Here is a 24,196-nt window from a genome sequence, read left to right as displayed (position 1 = left end):
CGACCCGCGCCCCCGGGTCAGTCGGCGACACCCGCTCTGGCTCAGGTGGTGTAGTGCGCGTTGAGACGAACGTAGTCGGTGGTCAGATCACATCCGTAGACCGTGAAGGCCCCTTCCGCGATGTCGAGGTCGACACCGATGACGACCTCATCCTGGGCAAGATGCTCGGCTACGAGCTCACGGGCCCGGTCATCGTTCTGATCTACTGGAGTGCCGGCCGGCGGGTAGACAACCGTGTCGCCGAACCGGATCGTCACCGCGTCCTGATCGATGTCGGTGTCGTCGGAGCATTTACCGACAGCCATCGCGACCCGGCCCCAGTTGGGGTCACCGCCGTGGACGGCGGTCTTGACCAGCGGTGAGTTGACGACGGCCTTCCCGACCCGCTTCGCCTGGTCCACATCGCGGGCACCGCTCACCTCAACGGTGATCGTCTTGGTCGCGCCTTCGCCGTCGCGGGTGATCTCCTTGACGAGCTCAAGCGCGACCGAAGCCAACGCCCGCTCGAACTCCTCCGCGTCGACCTCGCCAGCCAGACCATTGGCGAAGAGGGCCGCCGAGTCGCTGGTGGAGGTGTCGGTGTCGATGCTGAGCGCGTTGAAGGTGCGGTCCATCACGCGACGGAAGAGGCGGTCCTGCTCCCCGGGGGCCAGCCGTGCGTCGGTGGCGAAGTAGGTCAGCAGCGTGGCCATGTCCGGCTCTATCATGCCGACGCCCTTGGCGATGCCGACGAGCGTGGCGTCGCCGATCCGGCGTACCGCGATCTTCTCCCGGGTGTCGGTCGTCATGATCGCCCGTGCCGCCCGCACGAACCCGCTGTCCGCCGGAGGCTTGGTCACAGCGGTGAGATGCTTTCGCAAGCCATCCATCGGATACTGCCGCCCGATGACACCAGTGGAGGCGACCAGTAGCTCCTCCTCCGCTGCCCCAATCGCCTTCGCGGCAAGAAGCCGCAGCTCACGCGCGTTCTCGAGGCCCCGGGCCCCCGTGGCTACGTTCGCGTTTCCGGCGACGACAACCACCCCACGGGCCCGCCCGTCGGCGGCGGCCAGTCGGCTCAGTGTGACACTGGGACCGACGAACCGTGACCGGGTGAAGACCGCGCTGACGGCGGCCGGGAGCGTCGAGAACAGGATGGTCAGGTCGTCCCGTTCGCCCTCGCGGATGCCCACGTGGGCGGTGTGCACCGCGAAGCCCCGTGGCGCGGAGACAGAGCTGTCGGTCATGAGTGGGTTGTCCTCCTGAATGCCGAGCCGAACACGGAACCTGTGCTCAACCGCCATTATCCGGCTAGCCGCCGCGGCCCGGGCCGGCCGCGCGGCGTTCGCCAGTCTGTGGTCACTCCGTCAGCACTCGGCCGCCACCCATCGCGGCGTCACCGGCGGGGGGTGAACGCCACCACGTCACCCGCGCGCTCACCGCCGCTGAGCTGACCGTTGCGCTCGGTACGAATGTAGACGCGGTGCAGCCAGCGGTCGTGCCCGTCCCAGCGGGGGCTGAACGGGGTACGAGCATGTGTGGTTCGGAAGTTGTCCACGATCAGGACGTCCCCGGGGGTGAGGTAGACCGCCTCGGTGATCTTGTCAAGTGCGTTCGACAGATCCGCGACGGCCGCGACGTCCCGCGAGTCCCGGGGGGTGAGCAGCTCCCGGTCGTAGCCGAGAAACGGGTCCGACTCGGGGCCATAGAACGGCTTGACGGCGGCGATCGTGCCGATGTCGTCGACGCCGCCACGGAACGCGACATCAACCGCACACGGTATCGGCCGCTCGTAGAGGTGAGCGCGGGTCGTGGCGGCCAGCAGGGGTAGCGCGTTGCGCACGGACGCCACCAGCGTGGCGGCTCGCCGCTCGTGGTCGGCCCGGGAGCAGGCGAGCATGACGTAGTTCGGCTGCAGGACGTGGTACGCCATCTCCGTGTGGAACTCGAGCAGCGTCTCGGAGGTCTCGGAGGAGAGATGATGCGCTCCGGGTGACGGATAGACATCGTGGAAGACGGTCCCGCTACGCAGCTCCTGGTAGCCGGTGTGCAGGCCCAGCCGCCGGCCGAAGATCGCTAGCATCGCCTCCATGGTCAGCAGCGGCCGATCTTCAGGTGCCGGGGTGCTCGTCGGGGTCGCCGGCAGGGCCCCCTCGTCCTCGACTGGTAGCCCGGACAGGACAAGGTGGCCGTCGACGCTGCCGTTCGTGTTGAACTTGTCAAGCGCGTCGCCGAGCTCGCCGGGCAGTTCGCCGGACAAGCCTTTCGCCGCTTCCAGGAAGCCGTACAGGTCGGCACGCGGCACCCGGGGCAGCCGAGCGGCGAGAGCGAGCAGTTGCGTCGAGTAGGCGCTGCAGTCGATCGTGGTCATGGTCTCTTCCCTTCCGGGTGATGGGCACGCGCGTATTGGTACAGCAGTTCGGCGGCGATCTCGGTGGCCAGGATCGCGGTGATGCCGCCGTGGTCGTAGAGCGGTGATACCTCCATGACGTCGAAACCGACCGGGTGCAGCGCGCCGACCGCGCGCAGCAGGGCGAGGATCTCGCGCGATGAGGGACCACCGGGGGCGGGAGTACCCGTGCCAGGCGCGAAGGCGGGGTCGACGACATCGATGTCCACGGAGACGTAGAGGGGGCTGTCCCCCACGACGCTGTGCACAAGAGCTGCCGCGCTCTCCGCGGAATGCGCGGCAAACTCGTCTGCGGTGACGATCCGTACGCCGTGCCCCCGCGCGTAGTCGAGTGAGTCAGGTCGCGGGTTGTGGCCACGGATCCCGATCTGAATTGTCTGGTGCGGGTCTATGAGTTTTTCCTCGATGGCGTGCCGGAACGGGGTTCCGTGGTGGTACTCGCCGCCGTAGAACGGTGGGTTGGTGTCCGAGTGCGCGTCGAGGTGCAGGACGGCGAGGCGCCCGTGTTTGGCGGCGGTAGCGCGCAGGGCGGCCAACGTCATCGAATGGTCGCCGCCGAGCATGAGAAGCGCCGCGTTGTGCTCCAGGAGTTGTTCGAGCCCCCGCTGGGCCGAGTCCATGCCGATCTGCATGTTGAACGGCGTGAGGTCGAGATCACCCGCGTCGACGCAGCGAATCAGGTCGAAGGTGCCCGGGCCCCGGTCTATTCCGACACCGTGGATGAGGCCCGACTCCGAACGGATGGCACGCGGGCCGAACCGAGCGCCGGGCCGATAGCTCGCCCCCGAGTCGTAGGGTGCGCCGACGACCACAACGTCATAACCGCGAGGGGATCGGTCGAAGGGCAGCCGCATGAACGTGGGGATCTGGGCGTAGCGGGGTGAGATGCTTGTGTCTATACGTTCCACCACTTCACCGCTCTTCCGGTCGAAGGTCAGGACACACGGAAGCCGCTCGTCATCCGACGGACCGGCGTTGCATTCCGGCGACCTCGTCGACAGTTTTCGCGAAGTCAACAGCATCCGGGTGCTCTCCATTGGCGACAACTCGGCGGAACAGCGCCTGGAGGACGAGATACTTGGCTTCGCGCAATTGGGACGGGGGCACCCCGGCACTGACGAGCAACGCGGAGAACGCGGCGGTGGTGCCGGAGCCCTCGTGCACCCCGAGCTTCGGCCGATTCACGGTCGTCGCCGGCAGCAGATCTGCCATCGCGGTACGTAGCACCCACTTGTCTCGCCCGTAGCGGTGCTTCAGCCCGGCTTCGAGCGAGGTCAGGACCGCCAACACCTCGCGGTCCCAAAAGGGGTGTGTGGACCAGTGGCCCCCGACGGCGGACAGGACCGGGGTCATCTCGTTGAGCCCGTCGAAGGTGGCCATGTCATGGCTGACGGCCTGCTCCAGCGCGGGTAGCCGGCCCTCCCGGTGCATACCGCCGAGGGGGATGTCGGCACCGTACCCGGTGAGGATGCGCCGGGGCGTATCGCCTACCCGAAGGTAGAGCGCCGTCAGTGGCAGCAGATATTCGATGATGTCGACGTTGGTGGTCTCCGCCGCCCAGACGGCGTACGGCAGTTGGGCCAGCAGATCGGCGGTCGGCACGATGATTTCGCTGTGTCGCGTAGCCAGGTGCTCGGCGACGGTCCTGGCCTCGGGGAACTCGTTGTCATGCTCGGAGCCCATCGCCAGCGTGTCGATTGTTGCGCCGCCAGCCGCCTCTACCGTGAGCGCCGCGACGCTCGACGAGTCGATGCCGCCGGAGATGACGACCAAGGGCGTGTCCGTCCCGGTCCGGGCCCGCACAGCGTGCCGTAGCGTGTCCCGGACCAGGTCAGTGGCCTCCCCCTCGGGCAGGATGCGACGCTCGAGCGGCGGCCTCCAGGTGCGGTGGACATCTGTCGCGCCCTTCGCGACATCGATCTCCAGGACCATGCCGGCCCTCAGCTGGCACACCCCGGGCAGCGCCGCCAGGGACCGAGCGCCGGGCAGCGCCGCCAGGGACCGAGCGCCGGGCGGCACGCCCACGCCCGCCGTGCCGGCCAGGCTCTTCGCCTCCGTCGCCGCTGCGACCTGGCCTGGCCTGGCGGTCACGTACAGCGGCACCGAACCCGCGTGGTCGGTCGCGAGGAGGACCCGGTTCCCGAGCATCGCGACGACCGCGAACCGACCATTCAACAGCCGGAACGCGGATACGCCGTATCTGTCGAGCAGCGCGAGCACCAGATGGACGTCACTGTCGGCGGCGGCACCGTCGGGCAGCAGCGAACACAGGTCGGGCTGGTTGTAGAGTTCCCCGGCGAGTAGCACGGCGGTGCCGCCGCGGCGGGCCACGGACCCATCGGGGACAGCACCAGCGTGCAGCAGGACCGCGTACAGATGTTGCCTACCGTTGCTCTCCCGCACCACGGTTCGGGAACCCTGCGCGGCGAAGGCCGGCCGGAGCGCGACTCCGCTATCTGGTGAGGCCACGGCCAGGAAGCCGGTCGCAGCGGGCAGTGTAGTGACCATGTCAGATACTCAGTGCCCCGAAACCACCGGACGTGAAGTCGTAGTTGACCGGTACCTCGACGAGGAACGGCCCTCCGGAACTCGCCCCCTTACGCAGGGCAGCAAGCAACTCCTCACGGCTGGTCGCGCGTACCGCGTCGATGCCGTTCGCCTGGGCCAGTTGAGTGAAGTCGACGCTACCGAACTTCACCGCGGGGTCATGTGAACGCTTGTGCCCGAGATTCTGATAAAGCTCGATCAAACCGTTCGTGTCGTTGTTGACCACGACCGCGACGATCGGCAGGTTCAGGCGGGCGATCGTCTCCAGGTCGGCACTGTTGGAGTGGAAGCCACCGTCGCCTGCGATCAGAAACGTCGGCTCACCGGGACGCGCAAGTTGGGCTCCGATGGCGGCCGGGATGCCGTATCCGAAGCTGGAGCAGCCCGCCGAGGTGAGGAAGCCGAACGGTTGGTCGGCACGGGCGAACAGAACACCGTAGTGTCGAAAGAAGCCGATGTCCGACACGATGGTGCCCTGTCCGGCATCTGCGGTCTCCGTCATCACGGTGTTCATCACATCGATGACCTGATGCACCCGCATGCCGTCGGCGTACTTCTGCGGGTCAGCCAGGAACTCGGCGACCCGGGCGCGCAGGGCGGAGATGTCGTGCGGGGTCTTCGCCGCGAAGGTGGCCCGCTCGTCCAGATATTCCACGAAGGCGAGGACGTCGGTCACCACATCGACATCAGGGCGGTAGACCCGAGGGATCGGATTGACCGTCGGTGACACCCGCACGGTCTTCTTGGGCCCGCCTCGGCCCCACATCGAGGGCCGCAGATCCTCGGCATAGTCGTAGCCGACAGTGAGCACGAGATCCGCGGGGCCGAAAAGGGTCTCGAGCGCGGGGAAGGACAGGATGCCATCCATATAGCCGGTCACGGCACCGTAGTTGAGCTCGTGTCGGTGCGGCAGCACGCCCTTGGCCAGGTAGGTGGTGACGACGGGGATCCGAAGTCGCTCGGCCAGCTCTCGGAGCGCCGGGACCGCCCCGGAGCGGATCGCCGCCGCGCCGACCACCAGAATCGGGTGCTCGGCGCGGGCGAGCAGGTCCACTGCCTGGTCGGCCGCGTGCCGCCAGTTCGCGTCGACGGTGGCGACGGGCTTGGCGACAGGGTGGGTCGGCGGCCGGGGCGATGACAGGTCAGCCGCGGCGCCGAGCAGGTCGACGGGGAGAGACAGGAAGCTCGGCCCAACCGGCTCGCTCATAGCGGCACTGATCGCCGAATCAACCAGGTCGGTGACCTCGTTGGGGCGCTCCAGTTCCCGGGCGTACTTCGTCATGGGTCGCATGACGCCGACGGAGTCGAGGCACTGGTGCGTGTCGTTCGGAAAGATGTCGTGGGACTCCGACTGCGCGGCGAGTGCGATGACCGGCGAGCGGTCAAGGATCGACGTGGCGACACCGGTGGTCAGGTTCGTCATGCCGGGACCAAGGGTTGCCCAGCAGGCCTGCGGCCGGCCGGTGATCCGGGCCAGGACGTCGGCGGCGACACCCGCGGTGAACTCGTGCCGGGTCAGAATGAAGTCCAGGCCCTCGACCTCGTCGAAGAGGATCGATGCAGCCTCCCGTCCAACAACGCCGAAGACGTTCGTGATCCCGTGGTCACGCAGACGCTGCAGGAGGAGACGGGCGGTGGTTTCACCGTTGTCCGGAATGCTCGACACTCGTGACATGGGGGCTCCCGCTCATAGGAAAGATGCTCCTGAGCCGGGCCCCGGACCGCTGGTGGATGCGCTCCGAGGCCCGGCCGGCTGGCATCACCCTGCAGTGGCGGACTTGCAAGTACTTTGACGATTTCCTTGCACGACAGAGCCCCAGTGGCACGGGCGCGAACGACCCCGCAACGCCCGCGAACTCGCCGTCCAGTTGGCGAGTTCGCGGGTTCGGCGTCGCGGGCGAGGCGTTCGGCTGGACGGACACCCACCAGGGGTCCGGCTGGACATTCCGGCGGAGGTCGGTCCGCACCGATGGGGACGGCTACTCGCTCACGCGTTCCAGGGCGACCTGGGCGTCGGTCGGCGGGAGCCCATCGGGCGTCTCGTCGGTCACGGGGGACGCCTCCAGGTCGACCCGGGGCATGAACCGGTCCAACCAGCGGGGGAACCACCAGTTGGCGCGGCCGAGCAGCACCATGATCCCCGGCACCAGGAACCCGCGGACGACCACCGCGTCGAGCAGCACCGCCACGCCGAGCCCCACCCCGAACATTTTGATCAACGGGTTGTCCTGGCCGGCGAAGCTGATGAAGACGCTGAACATGATCAACGCTGCCGCGGTGACGACCCGTCCCGCCGAGCCGAGCCCGGTCACCACCGCACGCCGGTTGTCCCGGACCGCGTGCCACCGCTCGGCGATCGACGAGACCAGGAAGACCTCGTAATCCATCGACAGTCCGAACAGGATTGCGAAGAGGATCAGCGGGATGTAGCTCTCGATCGGCACCGGCCCGTCCAGCCCGAGCAGCCCCGTGAGGTGCCCCTCGGCGAAGGCGAAGGTGAGGATGCCGTACGCGGCGCCGACGGAGAGCAGGTTCATCAGCGCGGCGGTCAGCGGAATCACGAAGGATCGGAACAGGACGACCAGCAGCAGGAAGCTCAGCGCGATCACCACCGCCAGCACCAGCGGCAGCCGCTCCGCCACCTGGTCGGTGAAGTCAATCTTCGCGGCGGTCTGCCCACCGACGTGCAGCTGCGTACCGTCGGTCGCCAGCGGCGGCAGGATCTCCTCGCGCAGCTGGGTGACGAGGTCACCGGTGGCCGGGTCGCTGGGGGCGGTCGTCGGCACCACCTGCCAGAGCGCGCCACTGCCGTCGGTGGAGACCCGCGGCCCCTGCACGGACTGCACGCCGGGCACGTCGGTCAGGGCGGAGCTGAGGGCGGCGGCCTGCCGCTGCACCGTGGCCGGGTCGGTCTGGGCGGTGTCCCCCAGGTCGGCGACAACCAGCAGCGGCCCGTTCACACCCGGGCCGAACGCCGACTCCAGCAGGTCGTAGCTCTGCCGGGTGGGCGTACCGACCGGGTCGTGGCCGCCGTCCTGCTGGCCGAGCTCCAGGTCCGCCACCGGCGCGATGAAGACCGCCAGCACCAGGAGCGAGCCGACCACTGCCAGCCACGGCCGCCGGGCCGTCCGCTCGCCGGTCCGGTGCCACCAGCCCACCTTCGTTGCCTTCTTCGACCGACGCCGTGGCAGCGCCCCGGCGTCGAGCCGCGAGCCGACGACCCCGAGGACGGCCGGCAGCACGCCGACCGCGGCCACCACCGACAGCCCAACCGCCACGGCGGCGGTCCACCCCAGCGCGGTCAGCAGCGGCAGCCCGGCCAGGAGCAGACCACCCAGGCCGACGGCGACGGTGGCGCCGGCGAAGAGCACCGCCGCACCCGCGGTGGCCACCGCGACCCCCAACGCCCGCTCGTGCGATTGCCCCTCCTGCCGGGCCGTGCGGTACCGCACGACGATGAAGAGCGCGTAGTCGATGCCGACGCCGAGCGAGATCATGCTCGCCACCGTCGTCGCGATGTCCGGGATCGCTCCTACCTGGCTGAGCAGTCCGATGGCGGCGAGCCCGAGCACCAGACCGACCAACGCGGAGACCAGGGGTAGGGCCATCGCCGCGGCCGCGCCGAGGGCCACCAGCAAAACGACGGCGGCCACGGCCAGACCGATCAACTCACTGCGGTGCCCCGGATCGCCGGTCGCCGCCTGGGCGAGCTGACCTCCGGGGAGCACTTCCAGCCCGGCGTCCACGGCCGGGCTGGCGGCGGCCAACACACGGTCGGCATCCTGCTCGCTGAGGGCCGCGGACGGCACATCGAAGTAGACCTGCGCGTACGCGGTGTGCCCGTCGGCGCTGATCCGCGGCGCGGGCTGGCCGGGCTCCTGCGGGAACGGGGGCACCACCTGCGTCACCCCGTCCACATCCCGCACCGCCAGCAGCGAAGCCTCGATCGCCGCCCGCCCCTCGGGCGAGGTGACCGAGGAGTCCGCGTCGTGAAACACCAAGGTGCCGTTGCCGAGCGCGGAGGCGGGGAAGACCGCATTCTGGATCTCCTGCGCGCGGCTGCTGTCGCTGCCCGGAATGGTGATGGCGTCGTCGATGCTGGTGCCCACCGCCACCCACGCGCCCACGACGGCCACGGCCACCAGGAGCCAGGCGGTGAGCAGCTGCCAGGGCCGGCGGGCAGCCAACCGGCCGTACGAGTACAGGGCGTTACGCAAGGAAACCTCCGAAGGGAGTGGGGTGGGCCTGGGTCACTGGATCAAGGGGTGTCACGCGCGGCAGTCGCCCGCGGCGGAGGTGAGCTCGTTGGTGTCGAGGCTGGCGTGCAGGGTCAGGCCATCGGGGCCGGCGGCGACTCTGTCGGGCGTAAGACCGTTCGGGAGGCCCGGCAGGGCGACCTGGCGCGGCTCCAACTGCCCCGCGAGCTCCGGGTCGCGTACGCCGAGAAGCGGGGCGACCAGGTCCACGGGTAGCTGCTGCCCGGCCACCTCGACCGTGGCCGGGGTGAGCACCAGCTCCGCGCCGGCCACCGCGAGGTCCATGAGCACGCGAATGTCGCCGCCCAGGACCACGCCCGGCCGGACCACGGCGAGTTGGTCACCGGCGTTCTCGAACCGCTGCTGGCCCGCTTCGGTGCCGGGCAGCTGGTCGTACGGGAGGGTCACCGTCGCCTCGGCGCCGGCGACCTCGACCGGCTCGTCCGAGAACGGCCGGGCGTGCACGTCACGCAGGGAGAGCTGGAGGTGGGTGGGCCCGGCCTCGGTGTCGATGGCGCCCTGCACGGTCACGGTACCCAGGTCCCCGGTCACCAGCCGCGGGGCGATGAGCGGGCCGGGCAGCGAGGTGGTCAGCTCGGCACCGTCGAGGCGACAGCCGACCGCCGCGGACACCCGCCGTTCGACCGCGGCGGCGAGGAACCGGTCGGCGCCGTAGCCCAGCACCAGCGCGACGACGACCAGCACCAGCGGCAACCGCAGCCGGCGGGCCAGCGAGCGATCGGTACGGCGGGATCCGGTACGACGGGATCTGGTCCGGCTCCAGGCGGAGGTCCGGCGCGGTCGGCGGGCCTTGGTCGACAGATCAGTCCGGCTCATGCCCCAAGGCAAACGCACCGACCTGCCGGTCCCCTCCGGCGTACCTTCCCGTTTGCTGACGATCCGGATCGGGCGACTCGAACCCGGCCCCACCCGGGGCAGTCAGCGGACGATCTGTCGGGTCTTCAGCAAACCGTCAGCCGTTCGGCAGCCGATTGGCAGGTTCCCCGGTCCCCGCACCGGCGATACTGACGCCATGGCCGGACCGACAGGACGTTCCGCCCGGCAACCACGGCCGGGATCAACCGCCGAGCTGAGCTCGGTCTGGCGGGCCCGCGTGCTGGTGGTGGACGACGAGCCGGCGCTGGCCGAGCTGCTGCTGCGCACGTTACGGGTCGCCGGATTCGACGCCCGGTCCGCCGGCTCCCGGGCCGAGGCGCTGGGGGTCGCCGGTGAGCTGGCTCCGGAGTTGGCGATCGTGGACGTGATGCTGCCCGACGGCTCCGGCTTCGACCTGGTCCACGACCTGCGCCGTGGGCTCCCGGAGCTCGCGGTGGTCTTCCTGACGGCGAAGGACTCGCTGGAGGACCGACTCACCGGGCTGAACCTCGGCGGCGACGACTACATCACCAAGCCGTTCAGCGTGGCGGAGGTGGTCGCCCGGGTGAACGCGGTGCTGCGCCGCCTCGGTGGGCGCCCCGGCACGACCAACCGGCTCGCCGTCGCCGACCTGGAACTCGACGAGGACGCGCACACGGTCACCCGGGCGGGTACGCCGGTCGAGCTGTCGCCGACCGAGTTCCGGCTGCTGCGGCATCTGCTGGAGAACGCCGGCCGGGTCCTATCCAAGCAGCAGATCCTCGCCCAGGTCTGGCAGTACGACTTCCCCGGTGACCCGGGGGTGGTGGAGAAGTTCATCAGCCAGCTCCGCCGCAAGATCGACAGCTCGGATCCGCCGTTGCTGCACACGGTGCGCGGCTTCGGCTACGTCCTGCGGGAACCGCCCGAATGAGGCGCCCGGCCGTGCGGAGCCTCCGCGGCCGGTTGCTGGTGGGCACGGTCGCGCTGCTGGTGGTCGGGCTGCTGGCCGCTGATGTCACCGCCTATCTGGCATTGCGTCGGTTCCTTGACGAGCGGGTCGACAACACCATCGAGCTGGTCCTCGACCGGGGCCTGGCGCGGGCCCGCCTCGCCGGGCAGGCCATGCCGACCGCCGGGATGGAACAGCTCGTGCCCGCCAACGCCTACCTGGCCCTCTACGACGCCGAGGGCACTCTGGTGCTGGGCCGGCTGCCGCTGCAGCACGGTGACGCACGGCGGCCCGTGGTGCCGCCGATCAACGAGCTGCCGGCACATCCGGTGACCATCGGTGACGATCCGGAGACGGCACTGCGGGTGCGCCGCGAGCTACTTCCCCCCGAGCAGGCCCTCCCGTTGGAGATCAACGGGCAGGTCCGTCCGGTGACCGGACTGGTGGTCGGGGTGACCCTGGCGGACAACGCGGCGACGCTGCGCCGGCTGGTCCTGATCCAGGTGGCCGCCGGGCTGCTCATCGTCGTCCTGGGGGTGGCGCTGGCCCGGCTGGTACTCACCACCGGGCTACGCCCGCTGCGCGCCGTGGCGGACACCGCCCGGGAGATCGGCCGTGGCGACCTGCGCCGACGCGTACCCGTGGGCGACCCAGGCACCGAGATCGGCAGCGTCGCCACCGCCCTGAACGAGGCATTCGACCAGCGTGAACGCAGCGAGGCGTTAACCCGGACGTTCGTCGCCGACGCCTCACACGAGCTGCGTACGCCGCTGAGCGCGGTGCACGGCTGGGCCGACCTCTACCTCAACGACGGAATCACCGACTGGGACGGCGTGGACGAGGCGATGCGCCGGATCCGCACCGAGAGCACCCGGATGGGCGCCCTCGTCGAGCAGCTACTCACCCTGGCCCGGCTGGACGCGCACCAACCCCTGGCACACGACGAGGTCGACTTGGGCCGGGTCTGCGCGGATGTGCTGGACAGCCTCCGGTTCACCGCCACCCACCACCGGCTCACTCTCGCCGTAGCGGAACGGGTGACCGTCACCGGCGACGCGATCGCGCTCCGCCAGGTGGTGCAGAACCTGGTCGGCAACGCGGTTCGGCACACCCCACCCGGTACGGCGGTCGAGGTTCGCGTCCACCGCGACGACGAGGAGGCCGTTCTCGTCGTGCAGGATGCGGGTCCCGGGCTCGACGCCCAAGGGCTGGCGCACGCCTTCGACCGGTTCTGGCGGGCCGACCCCGGACGGTCCGCGCCCGGCGGCACCGGACTGGGCCTGGCCATCGTCCGCGACATCGTCGAAGCACACGACGGCACCGCGACCCTGGACTCGACACCCGGGCAGGGACTGACAGTCACCGTACGACTACCAGTCGTTGCTGTCTGATCAACCCGGGACTCAACAGCCAGGTCAAGGTTGCCCGGGGGTGGAGTCAGGACTGCCGGGGAGGGCAGAACTGCTCGGGGAGCTGGGCGACAAACGCCCGCCACGCCGCTGGGCAAAGACCAACGCCGACCCGGCCGATTCTTGGATTCCCGGACGCGCCACGGCGCCGGAGATCGGCAACGCGGTTCGGCACCCGCGGCACGGCGGTCGAGGTTTGCATCCATCTCAACGACGAGGACGCCATTATCGTCATTCACGACGAGAGACCCGGCTCGACACCCAAGACGGCTGGCACATGGCGGTCCGGCATGGACAGCGACGGAGTTGCGCTTCGCCGAACTACACGTTTAGATTACGCACCGAAGGGGGCAACCAGCGCCAAAACTACACTGAGTCCTGATAGTACAGCAACCAGACCGTGTACGGGTACACGATCATTGAGAAGCACCTGTCCATGTTGGTAAAATCAGAGGAGACACACGTGTCAAGAAATACGGTCAAGAGAAATCTAGCGCGTATAGCAATACTCATGGTCACCTCAATTTCCGCCTTAGTGGTGGCACCCGTAGCCGCCAGCGCAGATTATTTCAACACATACAGCACGGTCGCATCCCTCGGCAACGCACATAGTTCCTACTCAACGCAGGCTTTTGGCGTGGGATCCACCTACGTCTACTCAGCAAAAATCCAAAAGGGCAATACCGCAGCAGTCATCTACCGCACCAAGATGAGCGACGGAAGCACCACGCTCATGACCAATGGCGATAGTGGGCAGACCTACACGAGCCAGCTTGGACATGCCAATGACATGGCGCTGCACTCGAACAACGGAAGCTTCTACATGTTCGTCGTCACAATGAAGGCGGGCAGCACGAGCCTTGTGAAGCTGAAGTACGTAGGAACCACATACTACCAAGTGGGCAGCTATACAATTCGCCACAACAATCTCAACAAGTCCATGTCGGGCGTGAAAATTACCAGCAAGGATGCAAACAATATCTACTTCCTCTTCAAGAACCACCACACCTTCTACCGAGGCACACTCCCCCTCTCCGCAACCAGCGGCACCATCGACGTAACCAGTACTTTCGACCTCAACATCGAGGATGCGCTCGTTAATGGAAGCACCGTCCCCAATATTACCTCTTTCGAAACTCAAGGGATCGGCTACCACAACAACACCCTATACTTTCCCCTGACTCACGAAAACGTCAGCATCGTGCTTGTCTACCGTAATATAGCCACCGCCTCGGGCACGATAGAAGCGGACCGGGATCTATCATTCCGGATCACCTCCAGCGCCTACCCCAATCTCTTCGAGATAGAGGGGGTCGGAGTTGCCAACCAGGACAAGCTTTGGTTCAACACTAACCGGCGAAAGGCGCTGGGGGATACAGCCAGTGATGGCGTGCACTATTTCAAGAACTACAGCGCCGGTGTCCTGTAACTCCACCAGCACCGGGGCTCCCCCGGCCCGACACCGGCCGTGACTACACCGGAGGCCGTCGCTCGCGTCTACCACTAGCTCGGGCGCCGCAACCGGCAGGACCGGCGGTCAGATCGACTGAACCCCCAACCTGGCAGTCTGCCGGGTTGGGGGTTCAGTGTTCTACGGAGTGGTCGGGGCTGCCCGTGGGCGGGGTCAGGGCTGTCCGGGGAGTTGGGCGACGAACGCCCGCCACGCCGCTGGACCGAAAGCCAACGCCGGCCCGGTCGGGTCCTTGGAGTCCCGGACACCCACGACGCCGGGAAGGTTACCGGCGACCTCAACACAGTCGCCGCCGTTGTTGCCGCTCTTACTGCTCTTGCGCCACTGCGCACCGATCAGGTCCATGAACTTGCCGCTTCCCTGAGCAGGTCTCGGGACTGCCCCCGGGAGAGAGCTTCCCCGCGGATGCGTTCCCACCGTCGACTCAGCGTAGCAATATCCGTGACGCCATCGACCAGTTGCGCCTTCGCCTGACTGTCTACATGGGCTACCACTGTGCCCTTCTCCAACTCGGCGAGGGTGAACGGACCACCGAGGCCAGGGTGCATACCGGCTGAGAGCGGCACGACATGAATGGACACGTTCGGTAACTCCGCGGAGGCCGCCAACTGCTCGCACTGCTCCCGCATCAACGCCCGGTCACCGTAGGCGGACCGACGAAGGATCAGCTCGTCCAGCACCGCGATGAACATCGGCGCACGGTCTCGACGCAGAATCGCCTGCCGCTTGATCCGCACGTCGACCAGTTCCTCGACCGCCTCGGGGCTGAGCGCCTCACCGGTGAGGGTCGCCCGGGCGTACGCCGTCGTCTGCAGCAGGCCCGGCACCCACGCAAGTTGAAACGCGCGGAGCGACACCGCCTCGCGTTCAATGTCGGCCCACGGGCGGAACCATGCCGGCTCGCGGCGCCGCACCGCATCCGGCCACAGGTCCTCCACCTCCCGCTTGAGAATCGTGGCCACCTTCGCGCGGTGCCGGGTCTGGGGAATCCGTCCACGGCTCGCCCACTTCGCGGCCGTCTTCGGGTCCACACCGACCTGAGCTGCGAGGCTTTCGGCGGTCTCACCCGCCTCCGCCATCGCCGCGATGACTGCGTGGTTCATGCTCCAACCTCCCTCAAACGTTCCAGACGTCCCAAAAACTAAGTACTACGTGGTGTGTTGGCCCCACAACTGTCGGAAAACTGCCCGTAGACGGCGTGAGCCGGTGGAGGCCCGACCCGCCGGAGGCGCTGCCGGACCGCCCCACCACCGGGAGGGGGGTGATGGGGCGGTCCATTCCACAACCAACAACCACCACACCCGGGAGGCGAGCCGTGCCAACGACCACCACCGCACCACCACCACTCCTACCGCGACGGACGCGCCACACCGCGCTCGCCGACGCGATCAACCCCGACCACCCGGTGACGGTCTCCGACGTGGGGCTGGAGCGGCTGCTCTCCGGCGGGCGGGCGGTCGGCCGGGCCCGGGTCGTCCACACCGTTCCCGGTGACGACATCCTCGCCGCGGTACTCGCGGGGCTACGGAGACTGTGATGGCCGAGGACAACGCACCCGCCGACCAGCCAGTGCACCGCGACCAGCCGGCGCACCCCGACCGACGCGCGTATCGCGACCCGCACGGGTCGCCGCCGCTGCCCGACGGCGACCGGGTGCGGCCGAGCACGCCAACCACACCCCCACCGCCAGCCACCACCCGGCACCAGGTGATCGCGGCGCTCATCCTGGTGATCATCGTGGCCGCCATCGTGCTCCGGGTGCTGCGATGACGAGCAGCCCGAGGCCCCCACAATCAACTCCGGACGACCCGGCCGCCGACCGACCACACCTACCGATGCGCCCGCTCTGGGGATGCGGCAGCTGTCCGGCGGAGTGGCCCTGCCCGACAGCCCGACACGCCCTGCTGGCCGAATACCGCAACGACCGCACCGCGCTGCGGATCTACCTGGGCGCGCTCATGGCCGAAGCGGCCGAGCAGCTAGCCCAGGTCCAGACCCACCCGACAGCCGACCTGCACCGCCGGTTCCTGCTGTGGGTCTAGCGCAGCCACCGCCTCATCCTGCCGGTCTCCCACCACGAAACGCGGGCCCCAGCAGTAACAGCGCGGCAAACAGGTGCTGACATGCCGATGCCGGACCTTCAAGATCTTTAGTCACATTCCCGGCTTCCGGTGACATCCCGCATTACCTTCGATGAGCACGAAGCGGTCAGCTCAGAATCAGGCAGGGGTGGATGTCGCGGTCGCACGCCCCGAGCGGGGCCGAGCACACCCGACGGTGGCGAATCATCGCCATCGCGGCGGCCGTCTCCTTCCTGAGCTTCTTCGACCTGAGCGTCATCAACGTGATGCTGCCCTCGATCGAACGCGCGCTCGGCGCCGGCACCGGTGCTGTCCAGTGGGTCGTCTCGGGCTACGCGCTGATGTTCGCGCTCGCACTCGTCCCCGCCGGACGACTCGGTGACGCCAGAGGGCGACGCCACGCACTCCTGTTCGGCCTCGCGTTGTTCATCACGGCCAGCACAATCGCCGGAACGGCCGGCTCCGGCACCGCGCTGGTCGTCGCCCGGCTCGCGCAGGGCGCCGCGGCCGGTGTCCTCGTTCCCCAGATCACGGCCCTGGTCGAGGAGCTGTTCCACCCCGAGCGGCGGGGCCGCCCGTTCGGGATTCTCAATGCCACGACCAGCGTCGCCACCGCGATCGGACCGGTGATCGGCGGGCTGATCATCGCTCTCGGTGGGGTGGAGAACGGCTGGCGACTGGTCTTTCTCAGCAACGTCCCGGTCGGCGTCGCCGCGGCGGTGCTCGTCTGGCGGCAGTTTCCGGCGAAGCCGCTGAGCCACCAGACAGATCACCGACCCGACCTGATCGGCACACTGCTGCTGGGCACCGGAATCATGCTGGTGATCCTGCCCGCGCTGCAACGGGAGCAGTGGAAAGGGCTGCTGCCGTGGCTGCTGGTGCCGGCCGGAATCGGCGTCCTCGTCGCCTTCCGATCCTGGGAGACGTCCACTGCACGGCGACACCCGCCGGTCTTCGACTTTCGCCTGTTCACCCATCGGACGTACCGCCTGGGGATACTGCTCGGCTTCTTCTACTACGCCGGTTTCACCTCGCTACCACTGATCTTCAGCCTGCACCTGCAGTACGGTCTCCACCGCAGTCCGTTGCACACCGGTCTCACGATCGTTCCCTTCGCGGTGGGGTCCGCGCTGGGCGCGCTGCTCGGCGGTCGACACGTCAGACGACTCGGCCGCCGGCTGATCTCCATCGGGCTGCTCACCGTCATGGCGAGCCTCGCCCTGATGACCGCCCTCACCAGCTCTACCGGGACCGCATTCTCCGTCGTGAACGCGTTCCCGCTGTTTCTCGCCGGGGTCGGTAACGGGCTCGTGATCACACCGAACAACACCCTGACCCTGGCGCAGGTGCCAAAGTCCGACGCCGGCAGCGCCGCCGGCATGTACCGCACCATGCGACAGGTCGGCGCCACGATCGGGCTGACGGTGATCACCGCAACGCTGCTCGGCACGGTCGCCGCCAACGGCGGACACTGGTCAACCGCCCTCCGCTACGCACTCGTCGTGGAGGTCGGCATCGTCGCCGCCGCGCTGCTCACCAACCTCGCCGACATCGTCGGCAGCCGCCGCCAGCCACCCGACCCGGCACCCTGACCGTTCGCACAGCCCCGTGCCCTGCCCTCGCGGTGGCCAACGACACAGACCAGCGCCGCGAAAAGACTCGCCCCGGTGGCGTCAGCACCGGCATGATGTCCGGCGTGCTGGGGATCACCGACATCTGGACGTACGTGCTGGGCACCGTGGCGATCATCATGCTGCCCGGACCCAACTCACTCTTCGTGCTCTCCACCGCCGCCCGCCGGGGCGTGGCCGCCGGCTACCGCGCGGCCGGTGCGGTGTTCGTGGGCGACGGAGTCCTGATGTTCCTCTCGGCCGCCGGGGTGGCGTCCCTGCTCCAGGCGTACCCGCCGCTCTTCCTGGTGATCAAATACGCCGGCGCCGCCTACCTGGGCTACCTGGGCCTGGGGATGCTGCGCGGGGCCTGGCAGCGGTGGCGGACCCGGCACGACCCGGCAGCCCCGCGACTTCTCGACGCCGACGACGCCGCCCACCTACGCAGCCCGTTTCGTCGGGCTTTGGTGATCAGCCTGCTCAACCCGAAGGCGATCCTCTTCTTCGTCTCGTTCTTCATCCAGTTCGTCGACCCGCACTACGCCTGGCCGGCGCTGTCGTTCCTACTGCTCGGGTTGATCGCGCAGCTCATCAGCGCGCTCTTCCTGACCATACTGATCTTCGCGGGTACCTTCCTGGCCACCCAGTTCCAGCAACGCCGCCGCCTGTCCGCGGGGGCGACAACCACGGTTGGTGCGCTCTTCCTCGGCTTCAGCCTGAAGCTCGCCACCGCCAGCGGCTGACCTTCCCCGCCCGTTCCCCACCGCACTGAACCGGCCGGTCACGTGCCATCGCCACCGTCAGCGGCTGACCCGCCCCGGCGCGAAGACCGCCCGCCGGGAACCGCTCCGGGTCACGTGCCGTCGCCACCGCCGCCGCCGACACCCGGGCCCCCGGCCGTGCCGCCCAGCCCGAATCCGGGCGGCAGCGGATCATCCGGGGGCCGGCTCACATGGGCGGACTCATTGATCGGGGCCGACCAGTCGGCGTGCGCCGCCATCGCCGCGTGCCGGTTGATCGCGCTCCGCAGCCACCCATCCACGATCGCCACCCAGTCCTGCCGCTCGGCGCCGTCATGCCAGATCCGAAACCGGCTGATGCTCTGGTGGGTGATCCCGGCCAACGCCAGCCGCCGATCACACCAGAGGAGCACTTCGAGGCCGGCGGAGTTGGCGATGAAGGTCACCTCCAGCTCGGTGATCGGGCCGGCATACAGTGGCGCGACCCAGTAGCCCAACCGTTGGTACAGCGAGAGCTGCTGCTCGACCCCGGGCAACCGGGCGGCAACCGAGCCGGCCTGTCGCAGGCTGAACCCCAGCAGGTCCAGCGTGGTGAGAATGTGCGCCTGGGCGATCAGCGGGTGCACGAAGAGCGGCACCATCGCGCCCTGATCCAGCCCAGGTTCAATCGCCACCTCGGTACGCAACCCCATCCGCAGGCTGAGCAGCGGTGCTCCGCCGACGACCGTGACCGGGGTCTCCCAGGGCATCGGGAACGAAAACGGAATACTGCGGGCCCGCCCGGCGCGCAGGACGAACCCGGTGGCGATCTCCGCCTGATGGAACTGCACCAACCGCCGGGGTTCCTCCGGGTCGTCCGGCTCGGCCGAGGTGACCAGGCCGAGCCGGACATGCAGCACCGGAACGTCAACCGAGCCCGCGCTGACGGTCACCCGCCCCGGCAGCCGCAGGCCGGGGCGGGTACTCGGGTTGGCCAGCGCGGTCCGGACGGTCAGCCCCGTCCGACCGGACTCCGGCGACACCCCCGTCAACCGCACCGGCCCCGGTTACCCAGACCGGATCAGCGCAACCGCCGTCCCCGCGGAACCTGGTCCGTCTCGTCGTCGAACTCGCCGATGACCTCCTCCAGCAGGTCCTCCAGCGCGACGAAACCGACCGGACGGGTCGGCCCCCCACCGTTGCGGACCAACGCCAGCTGTGAGCGTCGGGCCCGCATCGCCGCCACCGCCTCGGTGACCGTGGCGGACGAGGGCAGGGTGAACGCGGTCGTCATCAGCTCCTCAGCGGTCGCCGTCGAGCGGCTGGCCGCCGCCCGAACCGCCTCCCGTACGTGCACCAGCCCGCACACCTCACCGGCCTCGTCGAGCACCGCCAGGCGGGACCGCCCGCTGTCGCGGCTGACCTGCTCGATCTGGCCCGCGTCCGCATCCCGGCGCACGGTGACGATCCGGTCAAAGGGCTCCATCACCTGCGCCACGGTGGTGCCCTGCAACTGCAGCATGCTGGTCAGCAACTCGTGCTGCTCGGCACCGAGGAGCCCATGCTCGCGGGACTGTTCCAGCAGCAGACGCAGCTCCTCCGGGCCGTGCACCTGGGCCAGCTGATCCTGTGGTTGGACCTTGACCAGCCGCAGGATGCCGTTCGCCAGGGAGTTCAGCGCCGACAGCACCGGCCGGGCAACCCGGGCGAAAGCGCGGAACGGCAGCGCCAACAACGTCGCCGACCGCTCCGCGTCGGTGATCGCCCACGACTTCGGCGCCATCTCCCCCACCACCAGGTGCAGGAAGGTCACCAGGCTCAACGCGAAGATCAGCGCGATCACGTGGCTCGCCGCGCTGGGCAGGCCCACGGCGTACAGCAGCGGGCTGAGCAGCTGTTCGATCGCCGGCTCGGCCAGCGCGCCCAGCCCCAGCGTGCACAGGGTGATGCCCAACTGCGCGCCGGCCAACATCAGCGAGAGTTCGCGTACGCCGTCCAACGCGGCTCGGGCACCTCGGCCACCACCGGCGGCGGCCTGTTCCAGCCGGTAGCTCTTACTCGCCACGAGGGCGAACTCGGCGGCGACGAAGAACCCGTTCAACGCCAGCAGGACCACCGAGGCGGTGAGGGCAACACTGACGCTCATGACTGCACCTCCGGCTGGCCTTCCGACTCCTGCAGGCGCAGCCGAACCGAGTCGGCGACGTGCCGGTCAACCACAAGCACCTCGACCAGCGCCCGAGGGCCGACCGCCGCCTCATCCCCATCTGCCGGCAGGGCGACCTCCAATTGGTCACCGACCTCGGGTACCCGGCCCAGCTCCCGCATGACCAGTCCGGAGAGCGTGTCGTACTCCGGAGCCACGGGCAGCGAGATCCCGGTGCTGTCGGCGACCTCGTCGATCCGCCAGCGGGCCGGCACCACCCAGGAGCCATCGCGCTGTCGAGTCGGTATCCGCTCCGGCGGATCATCTTCGTCTCGGATCGGCCCCACCAGCTCCTCGGCGATGTCCTCCAAGGTGATCACGCCGGCGAAGCCGCCGTACTCGTCGACCACACAGGCGAGTTGCCGGTGGCTGGAGCGCAGCCGGTCCAGCACCGTCGGCAACGGCAGGGTCTCCGGCACCAGCAGTGGGGGAACGGCCACCGTACCGACCGGGGTGGTGGTCCGGCGCTCCAACGGCACGCCGAGCACATCGGCGATGCCGGTCACACCAATCACGTCGTCGACGCCCTCGGCTCCCTGGACGGGGAACCGGGAACGGCCGGTCTCGAGAAGCTCGACGACGCGGCTGACCGGCTCGTGGGCGCGGACGGTGTGCACGTCGACCCGGGGCACCATGGCTTCCCCGGCGGTGAGCTGACGGAAGTCCAACCCGCGGTCAAGCAGGGTGGACATCTCCGCGGTCAGGTGCCCGCCTTCGCGGGACTCGGCGATGATCTGCTCCAGATCCTCCAGGGTCGCCCCGCTGGGCAGCTCCTCGACGGGCTCCACACCCGCCCGGCGCAGCAGTCGGACGGCAGCCCGGTCGAAGAGCTTGATCACTGGACCGGCGACCTTGAGGTAGATCAGGGTGGAACTGGCGAGCGCCCGAGCGAGCGCCTCGGGGCGGGCGATAGCGAGGTTCTTGGGTGCCAGCTCACCCAGCACCATCTGCACGATGGTGGCGATGAGCAGCGCGAACGCGACGGAGAGCGGCCCGCTGACCCGGTCGGACATCCCGGACAGACCGAGCAGGTCAGCCAGGCCGGCGCCGAGATACGGCTCGGCGACGTAGCCGACCAGCAGCGCGGTGACCGTGATGCCGAGCTGGGCGCCGGAGAGCATGAACGACAGCCGCCCGGTCACCTCCAGGGCCCGGGCGGAGGCCTTGTCACCTTCGGCGGCACGCTGCTTGAGCTTGCCCCGATCTACGGCGACATAGCCGAACTCCTGGGCCACGAAGTATCCGGTGGCTGCAGTGAGAATTACGATGAAGAGGAGCCCAACGACGATCAACACGGGAGCTTCAGGGCTCCCGTCGATATCGGGACCAGGGATAGCCGGGCACTACCCGGCTCGCTACTGCTGCCCTCCTGGGCAGACGAGTCGATCATTCGCCCATTTTATCTGGAGTAGCTGAAAGTCTGCTGACGGTGCCGGAAGGGTCTCGGCGACCCGGACCCTTCCGGCGCACGGTCAGCTCTGGGTGATCCGCACGTCGTCGACGGCGGCCTCCACCAGGCTCGGGTTGCTGGCATCCGCCACGTCAATCAGGATTTGTACTGTCTGACCGCTTAGAGATGATATATCCGTGCTGGCCAGCTGCCAGGATCCAGCCCGGTTGCTCGCCGTGCCGGTGACACTCAATGCCGTCACGGTGCTGCTGCCCACCACCCGGACTCGCAGGTAGTCGGCACTGGTGGCATTGCTGAGATGGGCGAGATACCAGGAGAAGCTGAGGGTCAGCGCGCCGGTGGACGGCAGGCTGACCGCCGGGGACTGGATCGTGGTGACCCCACCGTCGACGTCGTGACTGCCCGCGCTGCTGCCCGCAGCCGCGCCGGTGACCAGGTCGAAGCTACCGCTGACCGTGGTGCCGAGTTGGAGGGTGGTCCCGGAACTGCTGGTGGTGGCGGGGTCACCGCGTTCCCAGGCCCCGGTTGTGGCGGTGTCGGTGCCGGCCGGGTCCACGACCCAGCCGGTAGCGGTCTCGAAGGTGTCGCTCCAGATCGTGTCACCCGGCGGGGACGTCTGGGCCAACTCCCACACCGTGTACGCGATCGCGTCGGCGTTGCGGTCCAGCGCCGTGTCGTTGACGTTGGCGGTGGTGTCGCACGAACGGTGGTAGCAGGAGTCGAAGGCCTGTCCCGCCGTCCCGCCCCAGAGCGCCGCCTGGGCGCTGGACTTGATGCCCTCCGCGCCGGTGAACGTGCCCCCGGCCGGGATGCCGACCGCGATGAACGGCCCGTAGTCGCTGCGGCCGTCGAAGTCGGTGCCCTGAGTCGTCACGCCGATCGAGGTGTAGTACGCCTGGATGGTCTGCTCGATCTCGGCGGAGCCCTCGGGTCCGGGGCCGGCACCCACCCCGTCGGAGTCGTCGCCGTCATAGACGAAGTAGCCGGCGTTCGGCGAAGCCACCATGTCGAAGTTGAGATACTGCTTGATCCGGTCGCGCTCCGCGCCCGAGAGGTTGTTCACGTAGTGACGGGAACCGCGCAGACCCAGCTCCTCCGCGCCCCACCAGGCGAACCGTAGCCGCTTGTCCGGGGTGAAGCCGCTGCTCGGTACGGCCAGTGCCACCTCGAGGATGGCTGCCGAGCCGGACCCGTTGTCGTTGATGCCCGGTCCACTGGTGACGCTGTCCAGGTGCGCTCCGGTCAGGACCACGGCGTCCGGGTCACCCGCCGGCCATTCGGCGAGCAGGTTGTAGCCGGTCGCACCGGCGTAGGTGAACGACTGCACGGTGGTGGTGTAGCCGACCGCGTCGAGCTGTGACCGCAGGTAGTTCACCGAGGCCAGGTAGCCGGGTCGACCGTGCGCCCGGTTTCCGCCGTTGGCGTTGGCGATCGACTGCAGCTGGGTCAGGTGGGCCTTCACGTTGGCCAGCGGGATGTCCGGGGCGTCGACGGCAGTCGAGGGCGGCGCGAGGTGGGGGTGCACCGGCGCAGCGGCGGCCGCGGTGGCGGTCAGCGCCGTCGCGGCCACGACGGCCAGCACCGTCGACCAGACGGGTCTAGGGGTACGGGGTCTCATGGGTCCTCCGGGTCGGGGCGGGCCGTACCGGTGGGCACGACCGCACATCGGGGACTACATTGACAACTTTCGCTATCTCAGCGTGCCCTGACACTCCCCGTAGGGCAAGACGTGAACCGACCCTGAAGGCAACCAGCGCGGTGGCGGCCTCGGGGCAGTCAGCGCGGCGGACTCCCGGGAGGACGGTCCCAACGAGCCTCGACCAGCAGGTCAGGACGCCCGAGGTCGAGCACGACGCGGTTGACGACCCGCTGGGCGGCGGTCAGCGACCGCACCGAAAGCAACCGACCCTGACTCTCCCGCCGCAGGACGAAGTAGTGCACAGCCGCGCGCACTCGACCCCGGTCCGCGGCGCTGGCCCAGGCGGTGGAGGCAACCAACTCCCGCAACACGGTGGCGAGTCGCTCCGCAAGCTCCAGCTCCGGGCCAGCCAGGCCGGTGCGGACAGCGGCGAGGTGGCTGTCGACCTTTCGGATGAGCACATCGGTGCCCGCCCGCACCGCCCGCCTGCTCACTGTCGGCGCCGCGGGCGTCTTCTCGACCGTCATCCGCCCCCCCACCTCGCGCCGCATTCCGAGTGAAGTTACTTTATGTTGTGGGTCACAATCAAGCTGTTAAGTAAGACTTAAGCTATCCATCGTCACATTCAATACTTTTACCCTGCAGCCGGAC

At 68.7% G+C, this 24,196-nt stretch carries 22 protein-coding genes; 8 read left to right on the top strand and 14 right to left on the bottom strand.

Features of this window, described 5'->3' with window-relative positions; all coding sequences use genetic code 11:
• Positions 1-41: 41 nt before the first annotated feature.
• The 7 genes from argJ to B116_RS0111505 all read right to left on the bottom strand — a co-directional run bounded on the left by argJ (position 42) and on the right by B116_RS0111505 (position 10,029).
• Complete coding sequence (gene argJ / locus B116_RS0111535) at positions 42-1,226, bottom strand: bifunctional glutamate N-acetyltransferase/amino-acid acetyltransferase ArgJ (protein ID WP_027660180.1); 1,185 nt, start codon at positions 1,224-1,226, stop codon at positions 42-44.
• A gap of 149 nt (positions 1,227-1,375) precedes the next feature.
• Positions 1,376-2,350 carry a clavaminate synthase Cs1 gene (cs1, locus tag B116_RS0111530; RefSeq protein WP_027660179.1) on the bottom strand — a complete coding sequence of 325 codons (975 nt, stop codon included), beginning with the start codon at positions 2,348-2,350 and terminating at the stop codon, positions 1,376-1,378.
• Positions 2,347-3,243 carry an agmatinase gene (gene speB / locus B116_RS0111525; protein ID WP_317888961.1) on the bottom strand — a complete coding sequence of 299 codons (897 nt, stop codon included), beginning with the start codon at positions 3,241-3,243 and terminating at the stop codon, positions 2,347-2,349. Before speB ends, cs1 begins: the two co-directional genes overlap by 4 nt.
• A gap of 103 nt (positions 3,244-3,346) precedes the next feature.
• Positions 3,347-4,897: an asparagine synthase-related protein gene (locus B116_RS0111520; RefSeq protein WP_027660177.1), complete on the bottom strand. Its 1,551-nt coding sequence runs from the start codon at positions 4,895-4,897 to the stop codon at positions 3,347-3,349.
• Between the two features lies 1 nt (position 4,898).
• Positions 4,899-6,611 carry a thiamine pyrophosphate-binding protein gene (locus B116_RS0111515; RefSeq protein ID WP_033667585.1) on the bottom strand — a complete coding sequence of 571 codons (1,713 nt, stop codon included), beginning with the start codon at positions 6,609-6,611 and terminating at the stop codon, positions 4,899-4,901.
• 304 nt (positions 6,612-6,915) lie between these two features.
• Positions 6,916-9,153 (bottom strand): MMPL family transporter, encoded by a 2,238-nt coding sequence (locus B116_RS0111510; RefSeq protein WP_027660175.1) that lies wholly within the window; start codon positions 9,151-9,153, stop codon positions 6,916-6,918.
• A gap of 51 nt (positions 9,154-9,204) precedes the next feature.
• Positions 9,205-10,029, bottom strand: a complete 825-nt coding sequence (locus B116_RS0111505; protein WP_018724129.1) for an LmeA family phospholipid-binding protein — start codon at positions 10,027-10,029, stop codon at positions 9,205-9,207.
• A gap of 196 nt (positions 10,030-10,225) precedes the next feature.
• On the opposite strand from B116_RS0111505, the gene B116_RS0111500 reads away from it, so the two are divergent.
• From B116_RS0111500 to B116_RS0111485, 3 genes are all read left to right on the top strand, one after another.
• Positions 10,226-10,981 (top strand): response regulator transcription factor, encoded by a 756-nt coding sequence (locus tag B116_RS0111500; RefSeq protein ID WP_027660174.1) that lies wholly within the window; start codon positions 10,226-10,228, stop codon positions 10,979-10,981.
• Positions 10,978-12,390 carry a sensor histidine kinase gene (locus B116_RS0111495; protein ID WP_027660173.1) on the top strand — a complete coding sequence of 471 codons (1,413 nt, stop codon included), beginning with the start codon at positions 10,978-10,980 and terminating at the stop codon, positions 12,388-12,390. Before B116_RS0111500 ends, B116_RS0111495 begins: the two co-directional genes overlap by 4 nt.
• A 481-nt stretch (positions 12,391-12,871) precedes the next feature.
• Positions 12,872-13,837, top strand: a complete 966-nt coding sequence (locus B116_RS0111485; protein WP_223874563.1) for a hypothetical protein — start codon at positions 12,872-12,874, stop codon at positions 13,835-13,837.
• A gap of 195 nt (positions 13,838-14,032) precedes the next feature.
• Here the strand turns inward: B116_RS0111485 and B116_RS0111480 are convergent, their stop codons facing one another.
• Positions 14,033-14,224, bottom strand: coding sequence for a DUF397 domain-containing protein (locus B116_RS0111480; protein WP_027660171.1), 192 nt, complete (start codon positions 14,222-14,224; stop codon positions 14,033-14,035).
• The gene (locus B116_RS0111475) at positions 14,215-14,982 is read right to left on the bottom strand and encodes a DUF5753 domain-containing protein (RefSeq protein WP_018722018.1); all 768 of its coding nucleotides are present in this window, start codon (positions 14,980-14,982) and stop codon (positions 14,215-14,217) included. The genes B116_RS0111480 and B116_RS0111475 overlap by 10 nt, the downstream gene beginning before the upstream one ends.
• Before the next feature lie 212 nt (positions 14,983-15,194).
• Here B116_RS0111475 and B116_RS0111470 point away from each other — a divergent pair, with 212 nt between their 5' ends.
• From B116_RS0111470 to leuE, 5 genes are all read left to right on the top strand, one after another.
• Positions 15,195-15,416 (top strand): hypothetical protein, encoded by a 222-nt coding sequence (locus tag B116_RS0111470; protein WP_027660170.1) that lies wholly within the window; start codon positions 15,195-15,197, stop codon positions 15,414-15,416.
• On the top strand, positions 15,416-15,649 hold the full coding sequence (locus tag B116_RS0111465) for a hypothetical protein (protein WP_027660169.1): 234 nt from the start codon (positions 15,416-15,418) through the stop codon (positions 15,647-15,649). Before B116_RS0111470 ends, B116_RS0111465 begins: the two co-directional genes overlap by 1 nt.
• A complete protein-coding gene (locus tag B116_RS0111460) occupies positions 15,646-15,921 on the top strand; it encodes a hypothetical protein (RefSeq protein WP_026321682.1) in 276 nt (91 codons plus the stop codon). Before B116_RS0111465 ends, B116_RS0111460 begins: the two co-directional genes overlap by 4 nt.
• 191 nt (positions 15,922-16,112) lie before the next feature.
• Positions 16,113-17,552: an MFS transporter gene (locus B116_RS0111455; RefSeq protein WP_027660168.1), complete on the top strand. Its 1,440-nt coding sequence runs from the start codon at positions 16,113-16,115 to the stop codon at positions 17,550-17,552.
• A gap of 92 nt (positions 17,553-17,644) precedes the next feature.
• Complete coding sequence (gene leuE / locus B116_RS0111450; RefSeq protein ID WP_027660167.1) at positions 17,645-18,313, top strand: leucine efflux protein LeuE; 669 nt, start codon at positions 17,645-17,647, stop codon at positions 18,311-18,313.
• Positions 18,314-18,423: 110 nt separating this feature from the next.
• Here leuE and B116_RS0111445 read toward each other — a convergent pair whose 3' ends face one another.
• The 5 genes from B116_RS0111445 to B116_RS0111425 form a co-directional block, all read right to left on the bottom strand.
• Entirely contained in the window at positions 18,424-19,347 is a 924-nt protein-coding gene (locus tag B116_RS0111445) for a sporulation protein (protein WP_026321683.1), read from the bottom strand.
• A 23-nt stretch (positions 19,348-19,370) separates the two neighbouring features.
• Positions 19,371-20,435 carry a hemolysin family protein gene (locus B116_RS0111440; protein WP_018722025.1) on the bottom strand — a complete coding sequence of 355 codons (1,065 nt, stop codon included), beginning with the start codon at positions 20,433-20,435 and terminating at the stop codon, positions 19,371-19,373.
• The gene (locus tag B116_RS0111435; protein WP_027660166.1) at positions 20,432-21,790 is read right to left on the bottom strand and encodes a hemolysin family protein; all 1,359 of its coding nucleotides are present in this window, start codon (positions 21,788-21,790) and stop codon (positions 20,432-20,434) included. The genes B116_RS0111440 and B116_RS0111435 overlap by 4 nt, the downstream gene beginning before the upstream one ends.
• Before the next feature lie 177 nt (positions 21,791-21,967).
• Positions 21,968-23,524, bottom strand: a complete 1,557-nt coding sequence (locus tag B116_RS0111430) for a M20/M25/M40 family metallo-hydrolase (RefSeq protein ID WP_027660165.1) — start codon at positions 23,522-23,524, stop codon at positions 21,968-21,970.
• A gap of 158 nt (positions 23,525-23,682) precedes the next feature.
• Entirely contained in the window at positions 23,683-24,072 is a 390-nt protein-coding gene (locus B116_RS0111425; protein WP_027660164.1) for a hypothetical protein, read from the bottom strand.
• Positions 24,073-24,196: the final 124 nt, after the last annotated feature.

The organism is Salinispora fenicalii (assembly GCF_000514815.1).
GTDB lineage: Bacteria > Actinomycetota > Actinomycetes > Mycobacteriales > Micromonosporaceae > Micromonospora > Micromonospora fenicalii.
Note: the sequence above shows the minus strand (reverse complement) of the source record. Positions and strands in the feature narration are given on the sequence as shown.